This window comes from Buttiauxella selenatireducens, assembly GCF_031432975.1.
In the GTDB taxonomy this organism is placed as follows: domain Bacteria; phylum Pseudomonadota; class Gammaproteobacteria; order Enterobacterales; family Enterobacteriaceae; genus Buttiauxella; species Buttiauxella selenatireducens.
On the sequence record NZ_CP133838.1, the window covers coordinates 1 to 22,219 of the forward strand.

Here is a 22,219-nt window from a genome sequence, read left to right on the forward strand (position 1 = left end):
GTGTCACTTTCGCTTTGGCAGCAGTGTCTTGCCCGATTGCAGGATGAGTTACCAGCCACAGAATTCAGTATGTGGATACGCCCCCTACAGGCGGAACTGAGCGATAACACGCTGGCCCTGTATGCGCCAAACCGTTTTGTTCTCGACTGGGTACGAGATAAGTACCTTAATAATATCAACGGATTGCTCAACGATTTTTGCGGCACAGATGCGCCCGCATTGCGTTTTGAAGTGGGCAGCAAACCGGTCAGCCAGACGTTAAATCAGCAGGCAGTTGCTACCGCACCAGCACATGCACAAATGGCGCGCCCTACAGCCCCGATGCGCCCAAGCTGGGATAACCTCCCTGCTCCTGCTGAGCAGTTATACCGTTCTAACGTTAACGTAAAACATACTTTCGATAACTTCGTTGAGGGTAAATCGAACCAACTGGCCCGCGCGGCGGCGCGTCAGGTGGCGGATAACCCTGGCGGAGCTTATAACCCTTTGTTCCTTTATGGCGGCACGGGCCTGGGTAAAACGCACCTGTTGCACGCTGTGGGTAACGGTATTATTGCGCGCAAGCCGAATGCGAAAGTGGTGTATATGCACTCCGAACGCTTCGTGCAAGATATGGTAAAAGCGCTGCAAAATAACGCCATTGAAGAGTTCAAACGTTACTACCGTTCTGTTGATGCGCTGCTGATTGATGACATTCAATTCTTTGCTAATAAAGAGCGCTCACAAGAAGAGTTTTTCCACACCTTTAATGCCCTGCTCGAAGGCAACCAACAGATCATTCTGACCTCGGATCGCTATCCAAAAGAGATCAATGGGGTTGAAGATCGTCTGAAATCTCGCTTCGGTTGGGGATTAACGGTTGCTATCGAGCCGCCAGAACTGGAAACGCGAGTTGCGATCCTGATGAAAAAAGCAGATGAGAACGACATTCGTCTGCCAGGCGAAGTTGCCTTCTTTATTGCTAAGCGTTTACGTTCGAACGTGCGTGAACTGGAAGGGGCATTGAACCGTGTTATCGCTAACGCCAACTTTACTGGCCGAGCGATTACTATCGACTTCGTGCGCGAAGCACTGCGTGATCTGCTTGCGCTGCAAGAGAAGCTCGTCACCATCGACAATATCCAGAAGACGGTGGCGGAGTACTATAAAATAAAGGTTGCTGACCTGTTGTCTAAACGTCGTTCCCGTTCGGTTGCCCGTCCACGTCAAATGGCGATGGCGCTGGCGAAGGAGTTGACGAACCATAGCTTGCCAGAGATCGGCGATGCCTTTGGTGGCCGGGACCATACTACGGTTCTCCATGCCTGCCGTAAGATTGAGCAGTTGCGTGAAGAAAGCCACGACATCAAAGAAGATTTCTCCAACTTAATCAGAACATTATCTTCGTGACGCTATGAAATTTACCGTTGAACGTGAAACTTTATTAAAACCGCTGCAACAGGTGAGTGGCCCATTAGGTGGCCGTCCGACGTTACCGATTCTCGGCAACCTGCTGTTGCAAGTCGCGGATGGAGCACTCTCATTAACAGGTACAGATCTGGAAATGGAGATGGTGGCGCGTGTCGCATTGGTGCAGCCGCATGAAGCGGGTGCCACAACGGTGCCTGCACGTAAATTCTTCGACATCTGTCGCGGTTTGCCAGAAGGCGCGGAAATAGCTGTACAGCTTGAGGGAGATCGCATGTTAGTGCGCTCCGGGCGCAGCCGTTTCTCGCTCTCGACGCTACCGGCGGCTGATTTCCCGAACCTGGACGACTGGCAGAGCGAAGTAGAATTCACGCTCCCGCAAGCGACCATGAAACGCCTGATTGAAGCGACTCAGTTTTCTATGGCACATCAGGACGTTCGCTATTACCTGAACGGCATGTTGTTTGAAACTGAAGGCGAAGAATTGCGCACCGTGGCGACCGATGGTCACCGTCTGGCGGTATGTTCGATGCCGGTGGGTCAGTCCTTGCCTAGCCATTCGGTGATCGTGCCGCGTAAAGGCGTGATTGAACTGATGCGTATGCTGGACGGCGGCGATAGCCCGCTGCGCATACAAATTGGTAGCAACAACATCCGTGCTCACGTCGGCGACTTTATCTTCACTTCTAAGCTGGTTGATGGCCGTTTCCCGGATTATCGCCGCGTGTTGCCGAAGAATCCTGACAAACACCTGGATGCCAGCTGTGATTTACTGAAACAAGCGTTTTCGCGTGCGGCGATTCTCTCGAACGAGAAATTCCGCGGCGTGCGTCTGCAAGTCAGTGAAAACCAATTGAAGATCACGGCGAACAACCCTGAGCAGGAAGAAGCCGAAGAGATTCTGGACGTCACTTATGACGGCACGGATATGGAAATTGGTTTCAACGTCAGTTATGTGCTGGATGTTCTGAATGCACTGAAGTGCGAGAACGTACGCATTTTACTGACCGACTCCGTTTCTAGTGTGCAGATTGAAGATGCAGCTTCTCAGGCCGCAGCGTACGTTGTGATGCCAATGAGACTGTAGATGTCCCTTTCACGGCTATTAATTAAAGACTTTCGTAATATCGAAAATGCAGATCTGGCTCTCTCACCGGGGTTTAATTTCCTGGTAGGAGCCAACGGAAGTGGCAAGACCAGCGTGTTAGAGGCGATTTATACCCTCGGGCACGGGCGCGCTTTTCGCAGTTTGAAAATTGAGCGTGTGATACGCCATGAACAAGAATCCTTTGTACTGCATGGCCGTTTGCAGAACGGCGAGCGGGAATCCGCAATTGGCCTGACTAAAGACCGTGCAGGCGACAGCAAAGTGCGTATCGATGGCAGCGACGGCCACAAAGTGGCTGAACTGGCGCTGTTGATGCCGATGCAGCTCATCACCCCCGAAGGATTTACACTGCTCAACGGTGGCCCTAAATTCCGTAGAGCGTTCCTCGATTGGGGATGTTTCCATAACGAACCAGGATTTTTTGTCGCCTGGAGCAATCTCAAGCGCCTGCTCAAGCAACGCAACGCAGCGTTGCGGCAAGTTACGCGCTATGCGCAACTGCGGCCATGGGATCAAGAGCTTATCCCACTAGCGGAGCAAATCAGCCGCTGGCGTGCCGAATACAGTTCAGCCATTGCCGATGACATGGCTGATACCTGCGCACAATTTCTACCGGAGTTTTCGCTGAGCTTCACTTTCCAACGCGGTTGGGAAAAAGAGAGTGACTATGGCGAGCTACTGGAGCGTAATTTCGAACGCGACCGCATGCTGACCTACACGGCTCACGGCCCCCACAAAGCTGATTTCAGGATCCGTGCAGACGGTGCGCCGGTAGAAGATACCCTGTCGCGCGGGCAGCTTAAATTACTGATGTGCGCTTTAAGACTGGCGCAGGGTGAGTTTCTCACCCGACAGAACGGGCGACGTTGCCTGTATCTGATAGATGATTTTGCCTCTGAACTAGATGATGCACGCCGTGGTCTATTAGCCAGCCGGTTAAAGGCGACGGAATCACAGGTTTTTGTTAGCGCAATTAGCGCAGAACATGTGATGGATATGGCGGACAAAAATTCGAAGATGTTCGTCGTGGATCAGGGTAAAATAACGGATTAACCCAAGAATAAATGAGCGAGAAACGTTGATGTCGAATTCTTATGACTCCTCCAGTATCAAAGTCCTTAAAGGGCTGGATGCGGTACGTAAGCGCCCGGGAATGTATATCGGCGATACGGATGACGGCACCGGTCTGCACCACATGGTATTTGAGGTCGTAGATAACGCTATCGACGAAGCACTTGCCGGTCACTGTAAAGACATTGTTGTCACCATCCATGCTGATAACTCTGTCTCCGTAACCGATGATGGCCGTGGTATTCCTACCGGTATTCACCCGGAAGAGGGTGTGTCTGCGGCTGAAGTTATCATGACCGTGCTGCACGCAGGCGGTAAGTTCGATGACAACTCCTATAAAGTTTCTGGTGGTCTGCACGGTGTGGGTGTTTCTGTTGTTAACGCCCTCTCTCAGAAGCTGGAACTGCTGATTCGCCGCGAAGGCAAAACTCATCAGCAAACATACATTCACGGTGTGCCGCAAGCGCCTCTGGCAGTAACGGGTGAAACTGAAGCGACAGGTACGCAAGTTCGTTTCTGGCCAAGCCATGAAACGTTCACCAACGTTATTGAGTTCGAATACGACATCCTGGCTAAACGCCTGCGTGAGTTGTCATTCCTGAACTCAGGCGTATCTATCCGTCTGATTGATAAGCGCGATGGCCGTCAGGACCACTTCCATTATGAAGGTGGTATCCGCGCATTCGTTGAGTATCTCAACAAGAACAAAACGCCAATTCACCCAACCGTGTTCTATTTCAGTACTGAAAAAGACGGTATTGGTGTGGAAGTGGCATTGCAGTGGAATGATGGTTTCCAGGAAAACATCTACTGCTTTACCAACAACATCCCGCAGCGCGATGGTGGTACCCACCTGGCCGGTTTCCGCGCCGCGATGACGCGTACACTTAACGCGTATATGGATAAAGAAGGCTACAGCAAAAAAGCGAAAGTCAGCGCCACGGGTGACGATGCTCGTGAAGGCCTGATTGCGGTCGTTTCTGTAAAAGTACCCGACCCGAAATTCTCTTCTCAGACCAAAGACAAACTGGTTTCTTCAGAAGTGAAATCTGCGGTTGAGCAGCAGATGAACGAACTGCTGTCTGAATACCTGCTGGAAAACCCGTCTGACGCGAAAATCGTTGTTGGCAAAATCATTGATGCGGCTCGTGCTCGTGAAGCGGCTCGTCGTGCTCGTGAAATGACCCGTCGTAAAGGCGCGCTGGATTTGGCTGGTCTGCCAGGCAAACTGGCTGATTGCCAGGAACGCGACCCGGCTCACTCCGAACTGTACCTTGTGGAAGGGGACTCTGCGGGCGGCTCTGCAAAACAGGGGCGTAACCGTAAGAACCAGGCGATCCTGCCGCTGAAAGGTAAAATTCTGAACGTTGAGAAAGCGCGCTTTGACAAAATGCTCGCCTCTCAGGAAGTTGCCACGCTGATCACTGCGTTGGGCTGCGGCATTGGCCGTGACGAATACAACCCGGACAAACTGCGTTACCACAGCATCATCATCATGACGGATGCGGACGTCGATGGTTCACACATCCGTACCCTGCTGTTGACCTTCTTCTATCGTCAAATGCCTGAAATCGTTGAGCGTGGCCATGTGTATATCGCACAGCCACCGCTGTACAAAGTGAAGAAAGGCAAGCAAGAGCAGTACATCAAAGATGATGAAGCGATGGATCAGTATCAGATTTCAATCGCACTGGATGGCGCAACGCTGCACACCAATGCCAACGCACCAGCGATTGCTGGTGAAGCGCTGGAAAAACTGGTGTCTGAGTTCAATGCTTGCCAGAAAATGATTGGCCGCATGGAGCGCCGTTATCCGCGTAACCTGCTGACAAATCTGGTTTATCACCCAACGCTTGTAGAAGCCGAACTGGCAGACGAAAGCAAAGTGACGTCCTGGGTTACTAAGTTGGTTACCCAGCTTAACGAAAATGAACAGCATGGCAGCACCTGGAACTCTATCGTGCGTCAGAACCGCGAGCTGAATATCTTTGAGCCTGTGATTCGCGTGCGTACCCACGGTGTGGATACTGATTACCCACTGGAGCACGAATTCATTGTGGGTGGCGAATATCGTCGTCTGTGCACGCTGGGTGAGAAACTGCGTGGCCTTATCGAAGAAGACGCCTTCATCGAACGTGGCGAACGCCGTCAACCTGTTGCCAGCTTCGAGCAGGCGCTGGAATGGCTGGTGAAAGAGTCCCGTCGTGGCCTGTCTATTCAGCGCTACAAAGGTTTGGGTGAAATGAACCCGGATCAGCTGTGGGAAACCACAATGGATCCACAAAGCCGTCGTATGTTGCGCGTAACGGTAAAAGACGCGATTGCTGCCGATCAGCTGTTCACTACCTTGATGGGCGATGCGGTTGAACCACGTCGTGCATTTATCGAAGAAAACGCCCTGAAAGCGGCGAACATCGATATCTAAGTTAGAGAAATCTGGTGAGCAGGCAATCTGCTCACCAGCATATCTATCACCAGCCGGGTTTTTAGCGGCAGGTGGGGTGTCTGGAGCCAAAGCGCGTGGCTTTCATAGACATTTTCCCGGTAATCACACAGCACCCGCACCAGCTTCCCTGTTTGCAACTCATCCTCAATCAGCCAGTCTGGCAACAATGCAATTCCAAACCCCGATAACGCCGTATCGGCGATAGCTTGTAATTCATCCATCAACAAGCGTGATTTCGGGACAAATTCTCTTTTCTGACCGTTATCTTCGGGAATAATCCAGCGGTGGGGCACCCCTGCATTGATATAGTTAATCACTTCATGTTGCGATAAATCTTCTATCGTTTGTGGTTTGCCTCGCTGCATCAAATAGCTCGGTGACGCACAAATAATCATGCGGTGTGAACCGATACGTCGTGCGACAAGACCGCTACTATCAGGCAATTTCCCGTTACGAATCACCAGATCCAATCTATCTTCCACCAGGTCAGAGACTCTGTCGCTAAACAACAATTCCATTGCCAGATCTGGATTCTGGCTCGCAAATTCCGTCAGTAATGGCGCGATGCACATGCGCCCATAAAGCACGGGCATTGAGATGCGTAACCGCCCACTGACGCTCTTTTTTCCACTGTCGAGTAAGGTTTTTGCGGTATCTATTTCTTCCAGTGCCCGCAAGCAGTGCTCATAGAAAAGCGTCCCATCGTCGGTTAATGCGAGGCTGCGCGTGGTGCGATGAAACAGCCGAACGCCCAGTCGCTGCTCAAGTTGGGAGATGGTTTTGCCGACGGCTGAACGTGAGAGATGCAAACGCGTTGCCGCAAGCGAGAAACTACCCGCCTCAACGGCCGTAACGAAAACAGAAATTCCCTTCAGTTGCTCGCTCATTCTTTGTATCCATTCTGGAATCAATGTAGAGAAAATCTATCGCCACTGGTTATTTATGGTCAACGATATACTTCGGATTGTGATGAATTAACCGTAATCGTTGGAGCAAATGATGAGCCAAACAATGCAACGCTGGGCCATGAATGCTGTGGGGCGCGAAAATCTGGCGCTTTCTACTGTACCTATTCCCAACCCTGGCCCCGGTGAGGTTTTGGTCCGGGTTAATGCAATCTCACTCAATTACCGCGACAAAATGGTGATTGATGGCACGATGCCATTACCGCTTCCTTTCCCCTTTACCCCTGCGTCAGATATGGCAGGCGTAGTGGAAAAAATCGGTGAAGGTGTGACGCGTTTCCAGGAGGGGTCGCGTGTTATTTCGACCTTTTCGCCCGACTGGATTGACGGCAAGCCAAACGGCAACGCGCGCACTCCGCCATATCGCACGCTCGGTGGGGTTTACCAGGGAATGCTGGCGGAATACATTGTTATGAGCGAAAACTGGCTGGTGGCATCCCCTGAAACTCTCGATGATATTCAGGCCAGCACATTGCCCTGCGCAGGGCTTACCGCCTGGTTTGCATTAGTTGAACGCGGCGGAATACGTGCCGGGCAAACAGTGCTGGTACAGGGAACCGGCGGTGTTTCTATGTTTGCTCTGCAAATCGCTAAAGCTCATGGAGCCCAAGTGTTTGTGACCTCCGGTAGCGATGAAAAACTGGCTCGCGCCCAGGCGTTGGGAGCGGATCATGGCATTAATCGTTTGCAGGGTGATTGGGTGGATGCCATTTACGAACTGACCTATGAGCACGGAATCGATCATATTATCGAAACAGTGGGTGGGGAAAACCTGAGTCATTCTCTACGGGCGGTGGCGGTGCATGGGCGTATATCGGTGATTGGCGTACTTGAAGGTTTTGAATTCTCAGGCCCGGTGGGTGAGCTCTTACTGAAATCACCGACGATTCAGGGGATTGGTGTCGGCCATCGCCGGGCTCTTGAAGATTTCGTCCGTGCGATTGATGCCAACGGCCTGAAACCGGTCATCGAAACGCGCTACCGTTTTGACGAACTCCCACAGGCGCTGGCGCATCTTGATCGCGGTGCGTTCGGCAAAATCGTCTTAACTCGCTCGTGATTGACTACACTTCTATTGCACACTTCGTGAATGCAAGAGGACACGGTCATGGGCTTTTTCGATCAAGTTACTGGCATGATGGGGGGTGGCGATGCAGGTAAATTCAAAGTCATCCTAACGTGGATAAATGAACAAGGCGGTATTCAGGCAATACTTGAACAGTTTCGGGAAAAGGGGTACTCAGATATTGTCACCTCATGGTTAAGCGGCGCACATAATCAAAGCGTTAGCCCTGAGCAGGTGCAAGAGGTGCTGGGCATGCCCGCAATCAGCGGACTGGCTGAGAAACTGGGAATTGATGTGGGAAGCGCATCTCAACTGCTGTCAGAGCAGTTCCCAAAAATAGTCGATACCTTATCACCAGCAGGTGAAGTCGCTCATGACGAAGACTTGCTGACTAAAGGCTTCCATATGCTGAAAGATAAATTCTTCAGCTAGCTGAAAAACGCCACTCACGCATTTTATTTGCAGTACTGGGTGGCGTTTTCTTGTGTATAAAACGGACCTTTTTAACGTGAAACGTAGCGCTATTTTTGCGGGCTTAATCGCGTTAGCATGAGATAAACTCATTACCTCAGAAAATCCCATGCCTATAAAACTCATTGCTATTGATATGGACGGCACATTACTGCTGCCGGACCACACCATTTCTCCAGCCGTTAAAGCCGCCATCGCCAGTGCGCGCGAACAGGGCGTTAACGTTGTTTTGTGTACCGGACGCCCTTTTGCAGGTGTTGAGAGCTATCTCAGAGAGCTGCACATGGATAAGCCGAATGACTATTGCATCACCTATAACGGTGCATTGGTACAAAAGGCGAGCGACGGCAGCACCGTCGCGCAAACGGCGCTGAGCTACGATGATTACCGCTATCTGGAACAGCTTTCCCGTGATGTGGGTACCCACTTCCATGCGCTGGACAGGCATACGCTGTACACCGCGAACCGTGACATCAGCTACTACACCGTTCATGAATCCTTTATCGCCAATATCCCGCTGGTATTCAGTGAGCCAGAAAATATGGATAAAAACGGCGCATATCTGAAAGTGATGATGATCGATGAACCCGCCATTCTGGACAAAGCCATCGCTCAAATTCCAGATGACGTGTATGAGCGCTATACGCTGCTTAAAAGTTCCCCATATTTCCTTGAGATCCTCGATAAGCGCGTAAACAAAGGCACTGGCGTGAAAGCGCTGGCTGAAACGCTCGGTATCAAGCAAGAAGAAGTGATGACCCTGGGCGATCAGGAAAACGACATTGCGATGCTGGAATACGCCGGTATTGGCGTCGCGATGGAAAATGCTATCGACAAAGTGAAAGATGTCAGCAATTTCGTCACTAAATCCAACCTGGAAGACGGCGTTGCTTACGCGATTGAGAAGTTTGTACTGAATAGATCCTGACTTTTCTGTTGAGATAATCCAGTTCAGCCCTCAAATTAACTTTTGGGGGCTTTTTTCTGGCAAAGTTAGAATATGTAATGCTCCTTAACTTATTATATGGTTGTTTTTTAAATTAACCGGGAGTTAACTATCCACTCAAAATATTAAATGGAATTTAAGATGAATAAGCTGAGTGGTGCCGAATGGGTGAGATACTTCCCTGGAAAAAATAGTATTGATGACCTTAGCCCAGGATTTCGTATGGGGGTCGAGAAATTCTATAAAGCACTTGTACAAGCTGGAGCCAGGGTGCTCATAGCAGCAACGCTCCGTCCTCCAGAGAGAGCCTATCTTATGCATTGGTCCTGGATGATCGCTAATAGGAAAACGCCACCAAATAAAGTGCCTGATTTTAAAGGTGTTAATATCAACTGGGTACATGAATATGATAGTAAAAGTATAGCTGCTGCTGTTGCAATGGTTAATGCTTATGGCATGCATAACTTACATGTAGCTCCTGCATTAAATAGTCGCCATACAGAAGGTAACGCTATTGATATGAATATATCATGGCGGTTTTGCTGATGAGCCGCATTGGTCTAATGATGGTCGCTAAATTGAAAAAAACCAAATTTATATTTATTTTCGCAATGCTGTTTTGTAATGGTTGTATTTCGGAAGTAAATAGAAAAATCCCTTCTGATGTTAATTCGTTTGTTGAAAGTGCTGATGCATGTACACATTACTCAGGGGAGTGGGATAGTTCTATATCTAAACAAAAGCAGCAGGAAATAGAAAAAGCAGTCGATAAATATTGCGGATTGGCTAAGAAACAACAAATAGAGCTCGAGGTAAAATACAAAGGGAATAAGAGTATAGAAAAAGAGCTTTCAAACTATACTTTCGATTAATTTATAGCGGTCATACTTCAAGTTGTAAACGTGGCCGCTTTAAATCAACGCTTTTAAGCCAACGGAATATCAGCAAAGCCGCTTTTCATGATGAGCTTGCGCGACCAGGCTGAAGTTAATATCTTGGCTTTAATCACCTTCCCAAAAAGTTTTCTTCTGAGTTTCCCTGTTCGCTTCAGATAAGCAGCATTGGGCGCAATATGCTGCTCGTTAAAGATATTTGCCAGAATTTCTGCGCTATCCAGCGCATAGCTGATCCCTTCCAGCGAGCTGGCGCTTATAAATCCCGCAGCTTCACCAATAAGAAACGCATTATCCTTGCCACAGACAAAATCACTCCATTTTGAGGGGCACAGCACAATACACTTTTCTTCTTTTATCGCTTCTCCGAAGACAAAAGAGCGTAAGGTCATTTTCTGTTTTAGCGTGCTGTATTGCTCTCGCCCACCTTTCATGGGGAATGCGCCGCCAAAAATAAAGTAGCCGTCTTTGGACATACTCCAGGCGTAGCAGTCAGTAATGTTGTTATCAAAAATGCAGGATAAGAATGGTTGAGCGTGTTTTTCTGGAAACCATTGCTGTATAGCCTGGTACTTACGGATCGTGTGCTGTGGGTAGATGGTGCGCCGAACCAGCGAGTTTGCGCCATCGGCTCCAACGATATAGCGGGCGAAGATTTCCCGCGTACTTCCGTCTTCCTCAAAAGAGATGCGATAGAATTTCCCTTCCTTCTTAATGCGCTTACAAAGTGTGTCGTGATGAACATCCACCGAGTCAGGAATCAGTGTTTTTAGCCATAGATCAAAAGCATGACGGTTGATATTGATATAACTGCGCTGATAGTTGCACTCGATATCTGATTGTAAATCAACGGTTTTGACGCTGAAAATCTGTGGGTTAGCCAGCACGTGCAGCGGAAGATTTATCCTTGAGCGGATAAAAGAGCGTTGTGCATCAGGCGCCAGCAATCCGCCGCAGGGTTTCTGAAACCCTTCTTCACCCTTCTGCTGCTTTTTATCCAGAGCTATCACCTTCAAATCTGAATCAAGCAACCTTGCTAATGTCGCGCCAGCCGGACCTAACCCGATGATTGCTATGTCGTAATGTTCCATTTCCTGCACCCCAGCGTTTAACTCAGGCGTGCACGATAGAAGGGTTCTGTGAAGTGATGATGAAGTCCGTGCTGATTTTACCGGCGGTAATTATTGTGATCTACTGTCTGTTTTGTGATCTTAATTGTAGTACAACGCATAATTGTTGTACTACATTACGCGCATCGGAAGAGCTATTGGCTTCACATTTGTACTTCAAAATAGCGGTGTTTTTCAGCGCTCACGGTAAAGTAAGGTTAAAACCTAAATAGAACAGGGCTAACCATGACTAAGACCGATCGCATCATCGTGACGTTGGGCAAACAGATTGTTGACGGCAAGTACACGCCGGGTGCAGCACTTCCGTCAGAAGCCGACTTATGTGAGGAGTTCGAAACCTCACGCAACATTATTCGCGAAGTTTTTCGTTCTCTGATGGCGAAACGACTGGTCGAAATGAAGCGTTATCGAGGGGCTTTTGTACAGCCGCGTAACCAGTGGAATTACCTCGATACCGAAGTCTTGCAGTGGGTGTTGGAAAACGACTACGACCCAAGGCTGATAAGCGCCATGAGCGAAGTGCGAAACCTGGTCGAGCCTGCCATTGCACGCTGGGCCGCAGAACGAGCCACATCGAGTGAACTGGCGCGAATTGAAGCCGCGCTTAATGACATGGTGGCAAATAACCAGGACAGAGACGCATTTAACGAAGCCGATATTCGCTATCACGAAGCGGTACTGGAATCGGTGCACAACCCAGTGTTACAGCAACTGAGCGTGGCAATAAGCTCACTTCAACGAGCGGTGTTTGAACGCACATGGATGGGCGATGAAGCCAACATGCCGCAAACGCTTCAGGAGCATAAAGCCCTGTTTGATGCGATTCGCCACCAGGACAGTCAGGCAGCTGAAAAAGCCGCACTGACAATGATTGCTAGCTCCACCAAACGACTAAAGGAAATCACATGACATCACGCTACATCGCTATTGATTGGGGGTCGACTAACCTCCGCGCCTGGCTCTACCAGGACGGAATGTGCATTGACAGTCGCCAGACCACCGCAGGCGTTACGCGCCTGAACGGTAAAACCCCAGAAGCGGTGTTCGATGAAGTCACTCAGAACTGGCGTGAAACGAACACGCCCGTTTTGATGGCCGGAATGGTAGGCAGTAATGCCGGGTGGAAAATTGCCCCCTATCTGCCTTGTCCGGCTCGTTTTTCTGATTTAAGCCAGCAACTTACCCCTGTGCTGGATAACGTATGGATTATTCCTGGCCTCAGCGTACAACGTGACGATAACTGCAACGTCATGCGTGGTGAAGAAACCCAGTTGCTTGGCGCAAGAACGCTTGGCCCGGCCTCGCTTTACATCATGCCGGGAACGCACTGCAAATGGGTTCACGCCGATAAAGACACCGTGCAGGATTTCCGCACGGTAATGACGGGCGAACTGCACCATCTTCTGCTGAATCACTCCTTAATTGGCACAGGCCTGCCTGAGCAACAAACCAGCCATGAAGCCTTCCTCGCCGGACTGCATCGCGGGATAAGTGATAGCGATTTATTGCCACGCCTTTTCGAAATACGCGCCGCCCATGTGTTGGGTGAACTGCCGCGTAGTGAGGTGAGCGAATTTCTTTCCGGGTTGTTGATTGGTAACGAAGTGGCTGCGATGACTCGCCAGTACACGCCGGACGCTCAACAACCTATCACCATTGTTGCTAATCCCGCACTGAGCCAGCGTTATGTCAGCGCTCTCGGTTTACTGGGCTACCAGGCGCAAGTGCTGGATGGCGACAATGCATTCCAGGCAGGAATAAGGAGTATTGCAAATGCAGTGGCAAACTGATCTTCCCCTTATCGCTATTTTGCGCGGTATTACGCCGGATGAAGCACACGCACATGTTGCCGCGTTGCTGGATGCGGGATTTGACGCGATAGAAATCCCGATGAATTCGCCAGACTGGCAGATAAGCATTACGGCAATGGTGGCAGAGTTCGGACATCGTGCACTGATTGGTGCAGGAACCGTTTTGAAGCCCGATCAGGTCAATGAACTGGCAGCCATGGGCGGCAAATTGGTCGTAACCCCAAATACGCAACCGGAAGTTATTCGCCGCGCGGTTAGCCACGGAATGACGGTTTGTGCCGGTTGTGCCACCGCTTCCGAAGCGTTTAATGCACTCGACGCGGGCGCGCAGGCACTGAAGATTTTCCCTTCTTCATCCTTCGGACCTGATTACATCAAAGCGCTAAAAGCGGTATTGCCGCCTGAAGTGCCTGTTTTTGCGGTGGGTGGGGTGACGCCGGAAAATATCGCGCAATGGTTAAAAGCAGGCTGTGCTGGGGCGGGACTTGGCAGTGATTTATACCGTGCGGGGCAATCCGTTGAACAAACTGCACAGAAAGCAAAAGCATTCGTTAACGCGTACAAAGAGGCTGTGCAGGCATGAAAATTACTAAATTAACCACTTACCGCTTACCTCCGCGCTGGATGTTCCTGAAAATTGAAACTGATGAAGGCGTCGTCGGCTGGGGCGAACCGGTAATTGAAGGACGGGCAAAAAGCGTTGAAGCCGCAGTTCATGAATTAAGTGAATTTCTGATTGGCCAGGACCCTGCTCGCATTAATGATTTATGGCAAGTGATGTACCGGGGTGGTTTTTATCGCGGTGGCCCGATATTAATGAGCGCCATTGCCGGTATCGACCAGGCATTGTGGGATATTAAAGGTAAAGTCTTAAACGCCCCTGTCTGGCAATTAATGGGCGGACTGGTACGCGATAAAATTAAAGCATATAGCTGGGTAGGCGGCGATCGTCCATCAGACGTCATCGAAGGAATTACTGCATTACGAAAAATTGGTTTTGATACGTTTAAATTAAACGGCTGCGAAGAAATGGGGATTATTGATAACTCACGTAAAATTGATACGGCGGTTAATACCGTAGCGCAAATTCGTGAAGCCTTTGGTAATGAAATTGAATTTGGTCTGGATTTCCATGGACGCGTCAGTGCGCCAATGGCGAAAGTATTAATTAAAGAACTGGAACCTTATCGCCCATTGTTTATTGAAGAACCGGTTCTGGCTGAGCAAGCGGAATATTACCCGCGTCTGGCCGCGCAAACGCATATTCCCATCGCCGCAGGTGAGCGCATGTTCTCGCGCTTTGAGTTTAAACGCGTGCTGGAAGCGGGCGGTTTAGCGATTCTGCAACCGGATCTTTCCCATGCGGGTGGCATCACCGAATGCTTCAAAATCGCGGGTATGGCCGAAGCCTATGATGTTTCACTGGCACCACATTGCCCGTTGGGGCCCATCGCACTTGCCGCGTGCCTGCATATCGACTTTGTTTCCCGCAATGCGGTACTCCAGGAACAAAGTATGGGGATTCATTACAACAAAGGCGCTGAATTACTCGATTTCGTTAAAAATAAAGAAGACTTCAAAATGGATGGCGGCCACTTTATGCCATTAATGAAACCGGGTCTTGGCGTTGAAATTAACGAAGAAATGGTTATTGAACGCAGTAAAAATGTGACCGACTGGCGCAATCCTTTGTGGCGGTATCCAGATGGTGCTGTCGCTGAATGGTAATATTCTTCATCCTTCAAGCCGCAGCGGCGTTGGCTGCGTTCGTTCACCCCAGTCACTTACTTTAGTAAGCTCACGGGGATTCACTTACTTGCCGCCTTGCTGCGACTCGAATGATTTAGAATATTAAAACGTAAAAATAAATCGAATATAAAAATCCTCTGTACTATTTTTGGAGACAGATGTTATGGATATTTCTGTAACCGCTACAAGACCTACGCGTCGCCGTTATGTGACGTTAATTATGATCTTCATTACAGTCGTTATTTGTTATGTCGATCGCGCGAATCTGGCGGTAGCATCGGCTCATATTCAGGAAGAGTTTGGTATTACTAAAACTGAAATGGGTTATATATTTTCGGCCTTTGCCTGGTTATATACCTTATGCCAGATCCCAGGCGGTTGGTTCCTTGACCGCATGGGTTCGCGCATGACCTATTTTATTGCTATTTTCGGCTGGTCGGTTGCCACCTTATTCCAGGGGTTTGCAACCGGGCTTATGTCGTTAATAGGGCTGCGTGCGATCACCGGTATTTTTGAAGCGCCTGCGTTCCCAACCAATAACCGTATGGTGACCAGTTGGTTCCCGGAACAAGAACGTGCCTCCGCAGTCGGTTTTTATACCTCCGGTCAGTTTGTTGGCCTGGCTTTCCTGACGCCGCTGCTGATCTGGATTCAGGAAATGCTGAGCTGGCATTGGGTGTTCATCATTACCGGCGCCGTTGGTATTGTTTGGTCATTGATTTGGTTCAAGGTTTACCAGCCACCCCGCACCAGCAAAGGGATTAACCAGGCTGAGCTTGAGCACATTCGTGACGGTGGTGGCCTGATTGATGGCGACGCACCGGTTGAGAAGAAAGCCCGCACTCCGCTGACGGCGGCAGACTGGAAACTGGTGTTCAACCGTAAATTAGTTGGCGTTTATTTAGGGCAGTTTGCCGTGGCGTCGACGCTTTGGTTCTTCCTGACCTGGTTCCCGAACTATCTGACTCAGGAAAAAGGCATTACGGCGCTGAAAGCCGGTTTTATGACCACGGTTCCTTTCCTCGCGGCCTTTGTCGGTGTGCTGCTCTCGGGTTGGGTAGCGGATCGCCTGGTACGCAAAGGTTATTCGTTGGGTATGGCGCGTAAAACGCCAATCATCTGTGGCCTGTTGCTTTCTACCTGCATCATGGGCGCAAACTACACCAACGATCCTGTCTGGATTATGACGCTGATGGCTATCGCCTTCTTTGGTAATGGTTTTGCTTCGATTACCTGGTCGCTGGTTTCCTCTCTCGCACCGATGCGTTTAATCGGCCTGACGGGGGGCGTGTTTAACTTTGCGGGCGGTCTGGGCGGGATTACGGTTCCGCTGGTGATTGGTTACCTGGCACAAGGCTACGGTTTTGCACCGGCGCTGGTGTACATTGCCGCTGTCGCCTTGCTTGGCGCACTGTCCTACATTCTGCTGGTCGGTAAAGTAGAAAGGGTGGGATAAAAATCAGCAATGATTTACCCTGAGGCGTCCATCGCTTCAGGGTAAAACCATGATCAAACAACTCACCTTTGCACCTCGCCACCATCAACTCACGAATACCAACACCTGGACACCAGACAGCCAATGGTTGGTGTTTGATGTGCGCCCTTCTGGCGCGTCGTTTACCAGCGAAACCATTGAGCGCGTTAATGTTAATACGGGTGAAGTAGATGTTGTGTACCGGGCGTCGCAAGGCGCGCATGTCGGCGTGGTCACGGTGAATCCGCAGCAACCTGAGCGTTATGTCTTTATCCATGGCCCGGAAAACCCAGATGAACACTGGCAGTACGACTTTCATCACCGCCGTGGCGTGGTGGTTGAAAACGGTACGGCAACAAATCTCGATGCGATGGACATTACGCCGCCCTTTACTCCTGGCGCATTGCGCGGCGGCAGCCATGTTCACGTCTGGAGCCCAGACGGCACGCGTCTGAGCTTCACCTATAACGACCACGTTATGCATGAATACGATGCGTCGAAAGATTTGCGCAATGTGGGTATCGCACTGCCATATGGCCCGGTAATCCCAACCAAACAACATCCTCGTGAATACGATGGCAGCCATTATTGCGTTCTGGTCAGCCGCACTACGCCAAATCCACAGCCTGAAAGCGACGAGATTAACCGTGCTTATGAAGAAGGTTGGATTGGGGATCATGGTTATCGTAAACCGGATGGCAGCCAGCAGCGCTGGGCGCTGGCGTTTATTGGTGACACGCTTTCCACCAGCGGCAATAAAGTGCCTGAGCTGTTTGTCGTGGATTTACCTGATAACAAAGAGGCTTACTTCGAGGCTGGCGCTGAGCCTGTCGAAGGTACGCAAACCACATTGCCCGCCCCGCCTGCGCAAGTGCATCAACGTCGGCTTACCTATACCCATCAACGTCGTTACCCAGGCTTAGCGGTTCAGCCACGGCATTGGGTACGCAGCAGCCCGGACGGCAGTTTACTGGCGTTTTTGATGCGCGATGATTCGGGTGTGGTGCAAATGTATTTGCTTTCACCAAACGGTGGGGAGCCACGTCAGTTGACGCATGTGCAAGAGAGCATCCAGTCGGCGTTTAACTGGCATCCGAATGGGCAAGCGCTGGGCTTTGTGCAGAATAACCAGATTGTGTTGGTTGGCGTGAACGATGGGGCAATCACACCGCTGACGCGGCCAGGGAGTGAGGTGCCTTCAGCAGATGCCGTGGTGTTTTCACCGGATGGAAAACACATTGCCTGGATGCAGGATGTCGAGGGATTCCGTCAACTGTTTATGACGGAAACACGCCTGTAATTACTGAACGGGCGGGAGCACAGAATTGGTGGCCAGATTCGCGTTCTCGCTCGCTTCGACTTTAGATTTCAGAGACTTGTCGGTGCGGTACAAATCCCACGGCACCAATACGGTATCCGCAATCGCCGTAAATGGCATATCGAGTACGACAAACGGTTTGTATCCCCAGCTTGTTCCGCTGTCAGTCAGCATTTGGTAGCTTGCGCGGGTGCCGGGATACGTCCCATCTTGCCCACCTGTATGAGTCATGACACTTGAGCATCCACTGACGGTGAGTAATCCACTACCCAGAATGATTGTTGGAAGATAACTTTTCATCATCACTATAATTTTTTCGTCGTAAAGGGCCTGTTCTGGCCTGGCTGCACTGGGTTATATCACCCATACAGATAATAAAAAAACTGCACTTACTACTCTGTGGCGTTTATCGCAGATAATTCCTGTTTACTCCGCAATCAGTCTATGTACTGACAGCGGAACCCGCAAAAAATTTACTTTTGTGGCCTTGAAAAGCGTGAAACAGGACCGATTTTATTAACGTGGTCAATAAAGGGTACGCCGTAAGGGTACTCAGTTACTGAAGCCTGTCCATGATGGAAGGCAATGTTTGATTCTCGCTGATAATCAGGAGTATTAATTTATGCGTAATTTCGATTTATCCCCGCTTTATCGTTCTGCTATTGGTTTTGACCGTCTGTTTAACCTGCTGGAAAGCAACCAGAGCCAGAGCAACGGCGGCTATCCTCCATACAATGTTGAATTAGTTGACGAAAACAACTATCGCATTGCGATTGCAGTAGCCGGTTTCGCTGAAAGCGAACTGGAAATTACTGCCCAGGATAACTTGCTCGTTGTAAAAGGCGCGCACGCAGACCCACAACCAGAGCGCACTTATCTCTATCAGGGGATTGCCGAGCGCAACTTCGAACGCAAATTCCAGTTAGCAGAAAACATCCACATCCGTGGTGCAAACCTGGTCAATGGCTTGCTGTACATCGATCTGGAGCGCGTGATTCCAGAAGCAATGAAACCGCGCCGAATCGAAATTAACTAACTCTGCGGGTCGCATTGAGCGGCCTGAACAAATAACGTAACAAAGCCCAGGCTTGCCGATAGGGAGCCGAAGGTAAAACTCGCTTCAAAGAAGGAGAAAACACATGCGTAACTACGATTTATCACCTCTGCTGCGTCAATGGATCGGTTTTGACAAACTGGCTAATGCCTTACAAACCAGCAGCGAAGGGCAGACATTCCCGCCTTACAACATTGAGAAAGGCGATGATAACCACTATCGGATCACACTGGCGCTGGCCGGTTTCCGCCAGGAAGATCTTGAGATTGAGCTGGAAGGTACACGCCTGCATGTAAAAGGCACGCCGGTCAAACCTGAAAAGGAAACCACCTGGCTGCATCAGGGGTTAGTGACTCAGCCATTTAGCCTGAGCTTCACCCTTGCAGAATACATGAAGGTATCCGGTGCGACATTTACCAACGGTCTGTTGCACATCGACCTGGTACGTGAAATTCCTGAAGAGGTGGCACCGAAACGCATCGCTATCAGCGAGCGCCCTGCGCTTAATAGCTAATTGCAGTATCCCCCTTTCTGAGGCCCCATTTATGGGGCCTTTTTTTGTGTTCTGCACCCCATTAACGCCCGCATCTCTCTGCCAGAATCACTGTTAATAATAATGTTATTCACAGGGAATTCTGCGATGAGTGAAATAGCGTTAACCGTCAGTATGTTGGCATTGGTCGCGGTCGTCGGCTTGTGGATTGGCAACATCAAAATTCGTGGCATCGGGTTTGGGATAGGCGGTGTGCTATTCGGCGGTATTATCGTCGGTCACTTCGTCAATAAAGCCGGAATAAACTTGAATGGCGACATGCTTCATTTCATTCAGGAATTTGGCCTGATCCTGTTCGTTTACACCATTGGTATTCAAGTCGGGCCGGGGTTCTTCTCTTCTTTGCGCGTGTCCGGTTTGCGCCTCAATCTCTTTGCGCTCCTCATTGTGGTGCTCGGCGGGTTGGTCACTGCGCTCATCCATAAAATCTTCGATGTTCCTCTGCCCGTGGTATTAGGTGTTTTCTCGGGTGCAGTGACCAATACGCCAGCATTGGGTGCGGGCCAGCAAATCCTGACAGATCTGGGCAACCCTGCGGAATGGGTTGATAAAATGGGGATGAGCTATGCGATGGCGTACCCGTTCGGTATTTGCGGGATCCTGATAACCATGTGGCTGACTCGCATGGTCTTTCGTATTAACGTCGATCAAGAAGCGGCGCGCTTTGATAGCAGCTCCGGGCAAAGTCATGCTCAACTCCAGACCATGAATATCTGTGTCGCCAACCCCAATCTCAACGGCTTACCCATTCAGGATGTGCCCGTCCTTAACAGCGATACCATTATTTGTTCACGCCTGAAACGCGGAGAATTACTGATGGTCCCCGCGCCGGGTACGGTGATTCAAACCGGGGATTTATTGCACCTGGTGGGGCAAGAAAAAGATCTGCATTCCGCATTATTGGTTATCGGCCAGCAAGTGGATACCTCACTTTCTACACGCGGAACCGACTTGCGTGTGGAGCGTGTGGTGGTGACCAATGAGAAAGTGCTGGGGAAAAAAATCCGCGACCTGCATTTAAAGCAGAAGTACGACGTGGTCATTTCGCGCCTGAATCGTACAGGTATTGAGCTGGTGGCAAGCAGCAATGTTAGCCTGCAATTTGGCGATATCCTCAATTTAGTTGGTCGTCCTGAATCGATAGAAGCCGTGGCGGCAGAGGTGGGGAACGCGCAGCAAAAACTCCAGCAAGTACAAATGTTGCCGGTATTTATCGGCATTGGGCTCGGTGTTTTATTGGGCTCGATCCCGCTTTTCATTCCGGGATTCCCTGTCGCACTGCGCCTTGGACTCGCGGGTGGGCCGCTCATTATGGCGATCATTCTTGGGCGCATAGGCAGTATTGGTACGCTGTACTGGTTTATGCCGCCGAGTGCGAACCTCGCATTGCGCGAGCTGGGAATTGTCTTGTTCCTTGCGGTGGTCGGTTTGAAATCGGGTGGGGATTTTGTCAGTACTTTGCTGCATGGCGACGGTGTCAGCTGGATTGGCTACGGCATTCTGATTACCGGCATTCCGTTGCTGGTGACGGCGATCATTGCAAGATTGCTCGCCAAAATGAATTACCTGACGCTCTGCGGCATGCTGGCAGGCTCGATGACCGATCCCCCGGCGTTGGCCTTTGCTAACGGCTTGCATGGCACCAGTGGCGCGGCGGCATTGTCTTACGCCACGGTTTACCCACTGGTCATGTTTCTGCGCATTATTACCCCGCAGCTTTTGGCGGTGTTGTTCTGGGTGTAATGCCTGACGATTGCCTATAAATGCACTCGCCGCAAATGGTAATCCACCTGGTATTCGCTGGCATTGCGGAACATTACTGAATAATTCACATAGTCGCCGCTGTCGCTGTATGACAGCGACGTGATGCGCAAAATCGGTGTGAGCTCGTCGATGTTGAGTAACTTTGCCATCTTCCGGTCGGCCAGGACGGGTGTCAGGCTTTCGTAGTTACCGCACACGATAATGTGGCATTCATCCTCGATATAACTGAACTTTGACCCTTCCAGATGTGCGACTGATAGATTATGGAATAATTTCAATGGCATGTAGCTGTCTTCTACCATCAATGGCTTTCCGTCTACCGAGCGCACCCGGCGCGAGTAGTAGATCCGTTCATCAATATTAATGCGTAATTGGCTAGCGATGGCAGGCGGTGCGGGCATTACCTGAAACTCCAGCACATTGCTGATGACCTCTTTACCCTGGTTACGCATCACTTCAATGAATCCCGTCAGATTCGTCGTCTCATGATGGACATCTTTTTTAGCCACATAGGTGCCGCTACCGTGGCGGCGCACTACCAGCCCCCAACTCACCAGCAAATCGATAGCTTTACGAATCGTCATGCGTGATACGCCAAACTCACCTGCAAGACGGACTTCAGAAGGCAGTGGGCTGCCAATGTTGTAATCAGCCGAGTTAAGGCGGATTCGTAACCGATCGGCGATAGATTTGTAGATCACCTGTAGACCTCTTAATGGCTGCGCATAGGGTTTAATAAACCCTTGTTTCATTAAATATTCACTTGATTTAATTGAGTTAAATTACTCATTCACGCCGTGAATTGGATGGTGAAAATCAGCGTGTCTATTTATTTATCAAAAAGTAGACAACTTACCCCAAATAAAAACTATGAAAGCGATCACGAATCGGCGCGGCGGGCAAAGATAAGTCACCCACGTCTCCCTACTCTCAGTCTCAGGCCAGCGTTAAAAAATAAGGTCACTTACCCTACAAGTTGTTACGTGAGGATTT

At 50.1% G+C, this 22,219-nt stretch carries 21 protein-coding genes and 1 pseudogene; 18 read left to right on the forward strand and 4 right to left on the reverse strand.

All coding sequences use genetic code 11. The annotated features are described in order from the left end of the window. The 4 genes from dnaA to gyrB are packed head-to-tail and all read left to right on the forward strand — an operon-like array spanning window position 1 to window position 6,011. A complete protein-coding gene (gene dnaA, locus RHD99_RS00005; protein WP_183272042.1) occupies window positions 1-1,389 on the forward strand; it encodes a chromosomal replication initiator protein DnaA in 1,389 nt (462 codons plus the stop codon). A 4-nt stretch (window positions 1,390-1,393) separates the two neighbouring features. Then, window positions 1,394-2,494, forward strand: coding sequence for a DNA polymerase III subunit beta (gene dnaN, locus RHD99_RS00010; protein WP_183272043.1), 1,101 nt, complete (start codon window positions 1,394-1,396; stop codon window positions 2,492-2,494). Beyond that, the gene (gene recF, locus RHD99_RS00015; protein WP_183272044.1) at window positions 2,495-3,568 is read left to right on the forward strand and encodes a DNA replication/repair protein RecF; all 1,074 of its coding nucleotides are present in this window, start codon (window positions 2,495-2,497) and stop codon (window positions 3,566-3,568) included. A gap of 28 nt (window positions 3,569-3,596) precedes the next feature. Next, the gene (gene gyrB / locus RHD99_RS00020; RefSeq protein ID WP_309877044.1) at window positions 3,597-6,011 is read left to right on the forward strand and encodes a DNA topoisomerase (ATP-hydrolyzing) subunit B; all 2,415 of its coding nucleotides are present in this window, start codon (window positions 3,597-3,599) and stop codon (window positions 6,009-6,011) included. On the opposite strand, the gene RHD99_RS00025 is transcribed toward gyrB, so the two are convergent. Then, window positions 6,008-6,919: a LysR family transcriptional regulator gene (locus RHD99_RS00025; protein WP_309877046.1), complete on the reverse strand. Its 912-nt coding sequence runs from the start codon at window positions 6,917-6,919 to the stop codon at window positions 6,008-6,010. The genes gyrB and RHD99_RS00025 overlap by 4 nt on opposite strands. 112 nt (window positions 6,920-7,031) lie before the next feature. On the opposite strand from RHD99_RS00025, the gene RHD99_RS00030 reads away from it, so the two are divergent. The 5 genes from RHD99_RS00030 (at window position 7,032) to RHD99_RS00050 (ending at window position 10,352) form a co-directional block, all read left to right on the forward strand. After that, window positions 7,032-8,057 (forward strand): zinc-dependent alcohol dehydrogenase family protein, encoded by a 1,026-nt coding sequence (locus RHD99_RS00030; protein WP_309877048.1) that lies wholly within the window; start codon window positions 7,032-7,034, stop codon window positions 8,055-8,057. A gap of 48 nt (window positions 8,058-8,105) precedes the next feature. Then, the gene (locus tag RHD99_RS00035; protein WP_183272048.1) at window positions 8,106-8,495 is read left to right on the forward strand and encodes a YidB family protein; all 390 of its coding nucleotides are present in this window, start codon (window positions 8,106-8,108) and stop codon (window positions 8,493-8,495) included. 148 nt (window positions 8,496-8,643) lie between these two features. Next, the gene (yidA, locus tag RHD99_RS00040) at window positions 8,644-9,462 is read left to right on the forward strand and encodes a sugar-phosphatase (protein WP_309877049.1); all 819 of its coding nucleotides are present in this window, start codon (window positions 8,644-8,646) and stop codon (window positions 9,460-9,462) included. Between the two features lie 159 nt (window positions 9,463-9,621). Further along, window positions 9,622-10,026: a peptidoglycan-binding domain-containing protein gene (locus RHD99_RS00045; protein WP_309877050.1), complete on the forward strand. Its 405-nt coding sequence runs from the start codon at window positions 9,622-9,624 to the stop codon at window positions 10,024-10,026. Further along, the gene (locus RHD99_RS00050; protein WP_309877051.1) at window positions 10,011-10,352 is read left to right on the forward strand and encodes a hypothetical protein; all 342 of its coding nucleotides are present in this window, start codon (window positions 10,011-10,013) and stop codon (window positions 10,350-10,352) included. Before RHD99_RS00045 ends, RHD99_RS00050 begins: the two co-directional genes overlap by 16 nt. A gap of 53 nt (window positions 10,353-10,405) precedes the next feature. Here the strand turns inward: RHD99_RS00050 and RHD99_RS00055 are convergent, their stop codons facing one another. After that, window positions 10,406-11,464 carry an FAD-binding protein gene (locus RHD99_RS00055; protein ID WP_309877052.1) on the reverse strand — a complete coding sequence of 353 codons (1,059 nt, stop codon included), beginning with the start codon at window positions 11,462-11,464 and terminating at the stop codon, window positions 10,406-10,408. Window positions 11,465-11,728: 264 nt separating this feature from the next. Between RHD99_RS00055 and dgoR the strand changes: the two genes are divergently transcribed. From dgoR to RHD99_RS00085, 6 genes and pseudogenes are all read left to right on the forward strand, one after another. Next, a complete protein-coding gene (dgoR, locus tag RHD99_RS00060) occupies window positions 11,729-12,412 on the forward strand; it encodes a D-galactonate utilization transcriptional regulator DgoR (RefSeq protein WP_309877053.1) in 684 nt (227 codons plus the stop codon). Then, the gene (locus tag RHD99_RS00065) at window positions 12,409-13,293 is read left to right on the forward strand and encodes a 2-dehydro-3-deoxygalactonokinase (RefSeq protein WP_309877054.1); all 885 of its coding nucleotides are present in this window, start codon (window positions 12,409-12,411) and stop codon (window positions 13,291-13,293) included. The genes dgoR and RHD99_RS00065 overlap by 4 nt, the downstream gene beginning before the upstream one ends. Beyond that, a complete protein-coding gene (locus RHD99_RS00070; protein WP_309877055.1) occupies window positions 13,277-13,897 on the forward strand; it encodes a 2-dehydro-3-deoxy-6-phosphogalactonate aldolase in 621 nt (206 codons plus the stop codon). The genes RHD99_RS00065 and RHD99_RS00070 overlap by 17 nt, the downstream gene beginning before the upstream one ends. After that, entirely contained in the window at window positions 13,894-15,042 is a 1,149-nt protein-coding gene (gene dgoD, locus RHD99_RS00075) for a galactonate dehydratase (RefSeq protein ID WP_309877056.1), read from the forward strand. The genes RHD99_RS00070 and dgoD overlap by 4 nt, the downstream gene beginning before the upstream one ends. A 179-nt stretch (window positions 15,043-15,221) precedes the next feature. Then, window positions 15,222-16,519, forward strand: a pseudogene (locus RHD99_RS00080) (MFS transporter). A gap of 52 nt (window positions 16,520-16,571) precedes the next feature. Further along, on the forward strand, window positions 16,572-17,837 hold the full coding sequence (locus RHD99_RS00085) for a YidR family protein (protein WP_309879259.1): 1,266 nt from the start codon (window positions 16,572-16,574) through the stop codon (window positions 17,835-17,837). Here the strand turns inward: RHD99_RS00085 and RHD99_RS00090 are convergent, their stop codons facing one another. Beyond that, a complete protein-coding gene (locus tag RHD99_RS00090; RefSeq protein ID WP_183272058.1) occupies window positions 17,838-18,158 on the reverse strand; it encodes a YceK/YidQ family lipoprotein in 321 nt (106 codons plus the stop codon). Window positions 18,159-18,477: 319 nt separating this feature from the next. Here RHD99_RS00090 and ibpA point away from each other — a divergent pair, with 319 nt between their 5' ends. The 3 genes from ibpA to RHD99_RS00105 all read left to right on the forward strand — a co-directional run bounded on the left by ibpA (window position 18,478) and on the right by RHD99_RS00105 (window position 21,205). Then, window positions 18,478-18,891 carry a small heat shock chaperone IbpA gene (gene ibpA / locus RHD99_RS00095; protein WP_309877059.1) on the forward strand — a complete coding sequence of 138 codons (414 nt, stop codon included), beginning with the start codon at window positions 18,478-18,480 and terminating at the stop codon, window positions 18,889-18,891. A gap of 103 nt (window positions 18,892-18,994) precedes the next feature. Further along, the gene (ibpB, locus tag RHD99_RS00100; RefSeq protein ID WP_270141877.1) at window positions 18,995-19,423 is read left to right on the forward strand and encodes a small heat shock chaperone IbpB; all 429 of its coding nucleotides are present in this window, start codon (window positions 18,995-18,997) and stop codon (window positions 19,421-19,423) included. A 126-nt stretch (window positions 19,424-19,549) separates the two neighbouring features. Next, complete coding sequence (locus tag RHD99_RS00105) at window positions 19,550-21,205, forward strand: putative transporter (protein ID WP_183272061.1); 1,656 nt, start codon at window positions 19,550-19,552, stop codon at window positions 21,203-21,205. Between the two features lie 14 nt (window positions 21,206-21,219). On the opposite strand, the gene RHD99_RS00110 is transcribed toward RHD99_RS00105, so the two are convergent. Further along, the gene (locus tag RHD99_RS00110; protein WP_309879260.1) at window positions 21,220-21,927 is read right to left on the reverse strand and encodes a GntR family transcriptional regulator; all 708 of its coding nucleotides are present in this window, start codon (window positions 21,925-21,927) and stop codon (window positions 21,220-21,222) included. Window positions 21,928-22,219 lie beyond the last annotated feature (292 nt).

Bases quoted from the DNA above. Each gene is read 5' to 3' on its own strand.
- dgoR (WP_309877053.1), top strand. From the start codon at position 11,729: ATGACTAAGACCGATCGCATCATCGTGACGTTGGGCAAACAGATTGTT.
- RHD99_RS00090 (WP_183272058.1), bottom strand. From the start codon at position 18,158: ATGATGAAAAGTTATCTTCCAACAATCATTCTGGGTAGTGGATTACTC.
- RHD99_RS00035 (WP_183272048.1), top strand. From the start codon at position 8,106: ATGGGCTTTTTCGATCAAGTTACTGGCATGATGGGGGGTGGCGATGCA.
- RHD99_RS00070 (WP_309877055.1), top strand. From the start codon at position 13,277: ATGCAGTGGCAAACTGATCTTCCCCTTATCGCTATTTTGCGCGGTATT.
- ibpB (WP_270141877.1), top strand. From the start codon at position 18,995: ATGCGTAACTACGATTTATCACCTCTGCTGCGTCAATGGATCGGTTTT.
- recF (WP_183272044.1), top strand. From the start codon at position 2,495: ATGTCCCTTTCACGGCTATTAATTAAAGACTTTCGTAATATCGAAAAT.
- RHD99_RS00025 (WP_309877046.1), bottom strand. From the start codon at position 6,919: ATGAGCGAGCAACTGAAGGGAATTTCTGTTTTCGTTACGGCCGTTGAG.
- yidA (WP_309877049.1), top strand. From the start codon at position 8,644: ATGCCTATAAAACTCATTGCTATTGATATGGACGGCACATTACTGCTG.
- RHD99_RS00065 (WP_309877054.1), top strand. From the start codon at position 12,409: ATGACATCACGCTACATCGCTATTGATTGGGGGTCGACTAACCTCCGC.
- gyrB (WP_309877044.1), top strand. From the start codon at position 3,597: ATGTCGAATTCTTATGACTCCTCCAGTATCAAAGTCCTTAAAGGGCTG.
- RHD99_RS00045 (WP_309877050.1), top strand. From the start codon at position 9,622: ATGAATAAGCTGAGTGGTGCCGAATGGGTGAGATACTTCCCTGGAAAA.
- dnaN (WP_183272043.1), top strand. From the start codon at position 1,394: ATGAAATTTACCGTTGAACGTGAAACTTTATTAAAACCGCTGCAACAG.
- ibpA (WP_309877059.1), top strand. From the start codon at position 18,478: ATGCGTAATTTCGATTTATCCCCGCTTTATCGTTCTGCTATTGGTTTT.
- RHD99_RS00030 (WP_309877048.1), top strand. From the start codon at position 7,032: ATGAGCCAAACAATGCAACGCTGGGCCATGAATGCTGTGGGGCGCGAA.
- dgoD (WP_309877056.1), top strand. From the start codon at position 13,894: ATGAAAATTACTAAATTAACCACTTACCGCTTACCTCCGCGCTGGATG.
- RHD99_RS00055 (WP_309877052.1), bottom strand. From the start codon at position 11,464: ATGGAACATTACGACATAGCAATCATCGGGTTAGGTCCGGCTGGCGCG.
- RHD99_RS00050 (WP_309877051.1), top strand. From the start codon at position 10,011: ATGGCGGTTTTGCTGATGAGCCGCATTGGTCTAATGATGGTCGCTAAA.
- RHD99_RS00105 (WP_183272061.1), top strand. From the start codon at position 19,550: ATGAGTGAAATAGCGTTAACCGTCAGTATGTTGGCATTGGTCGCGGTC.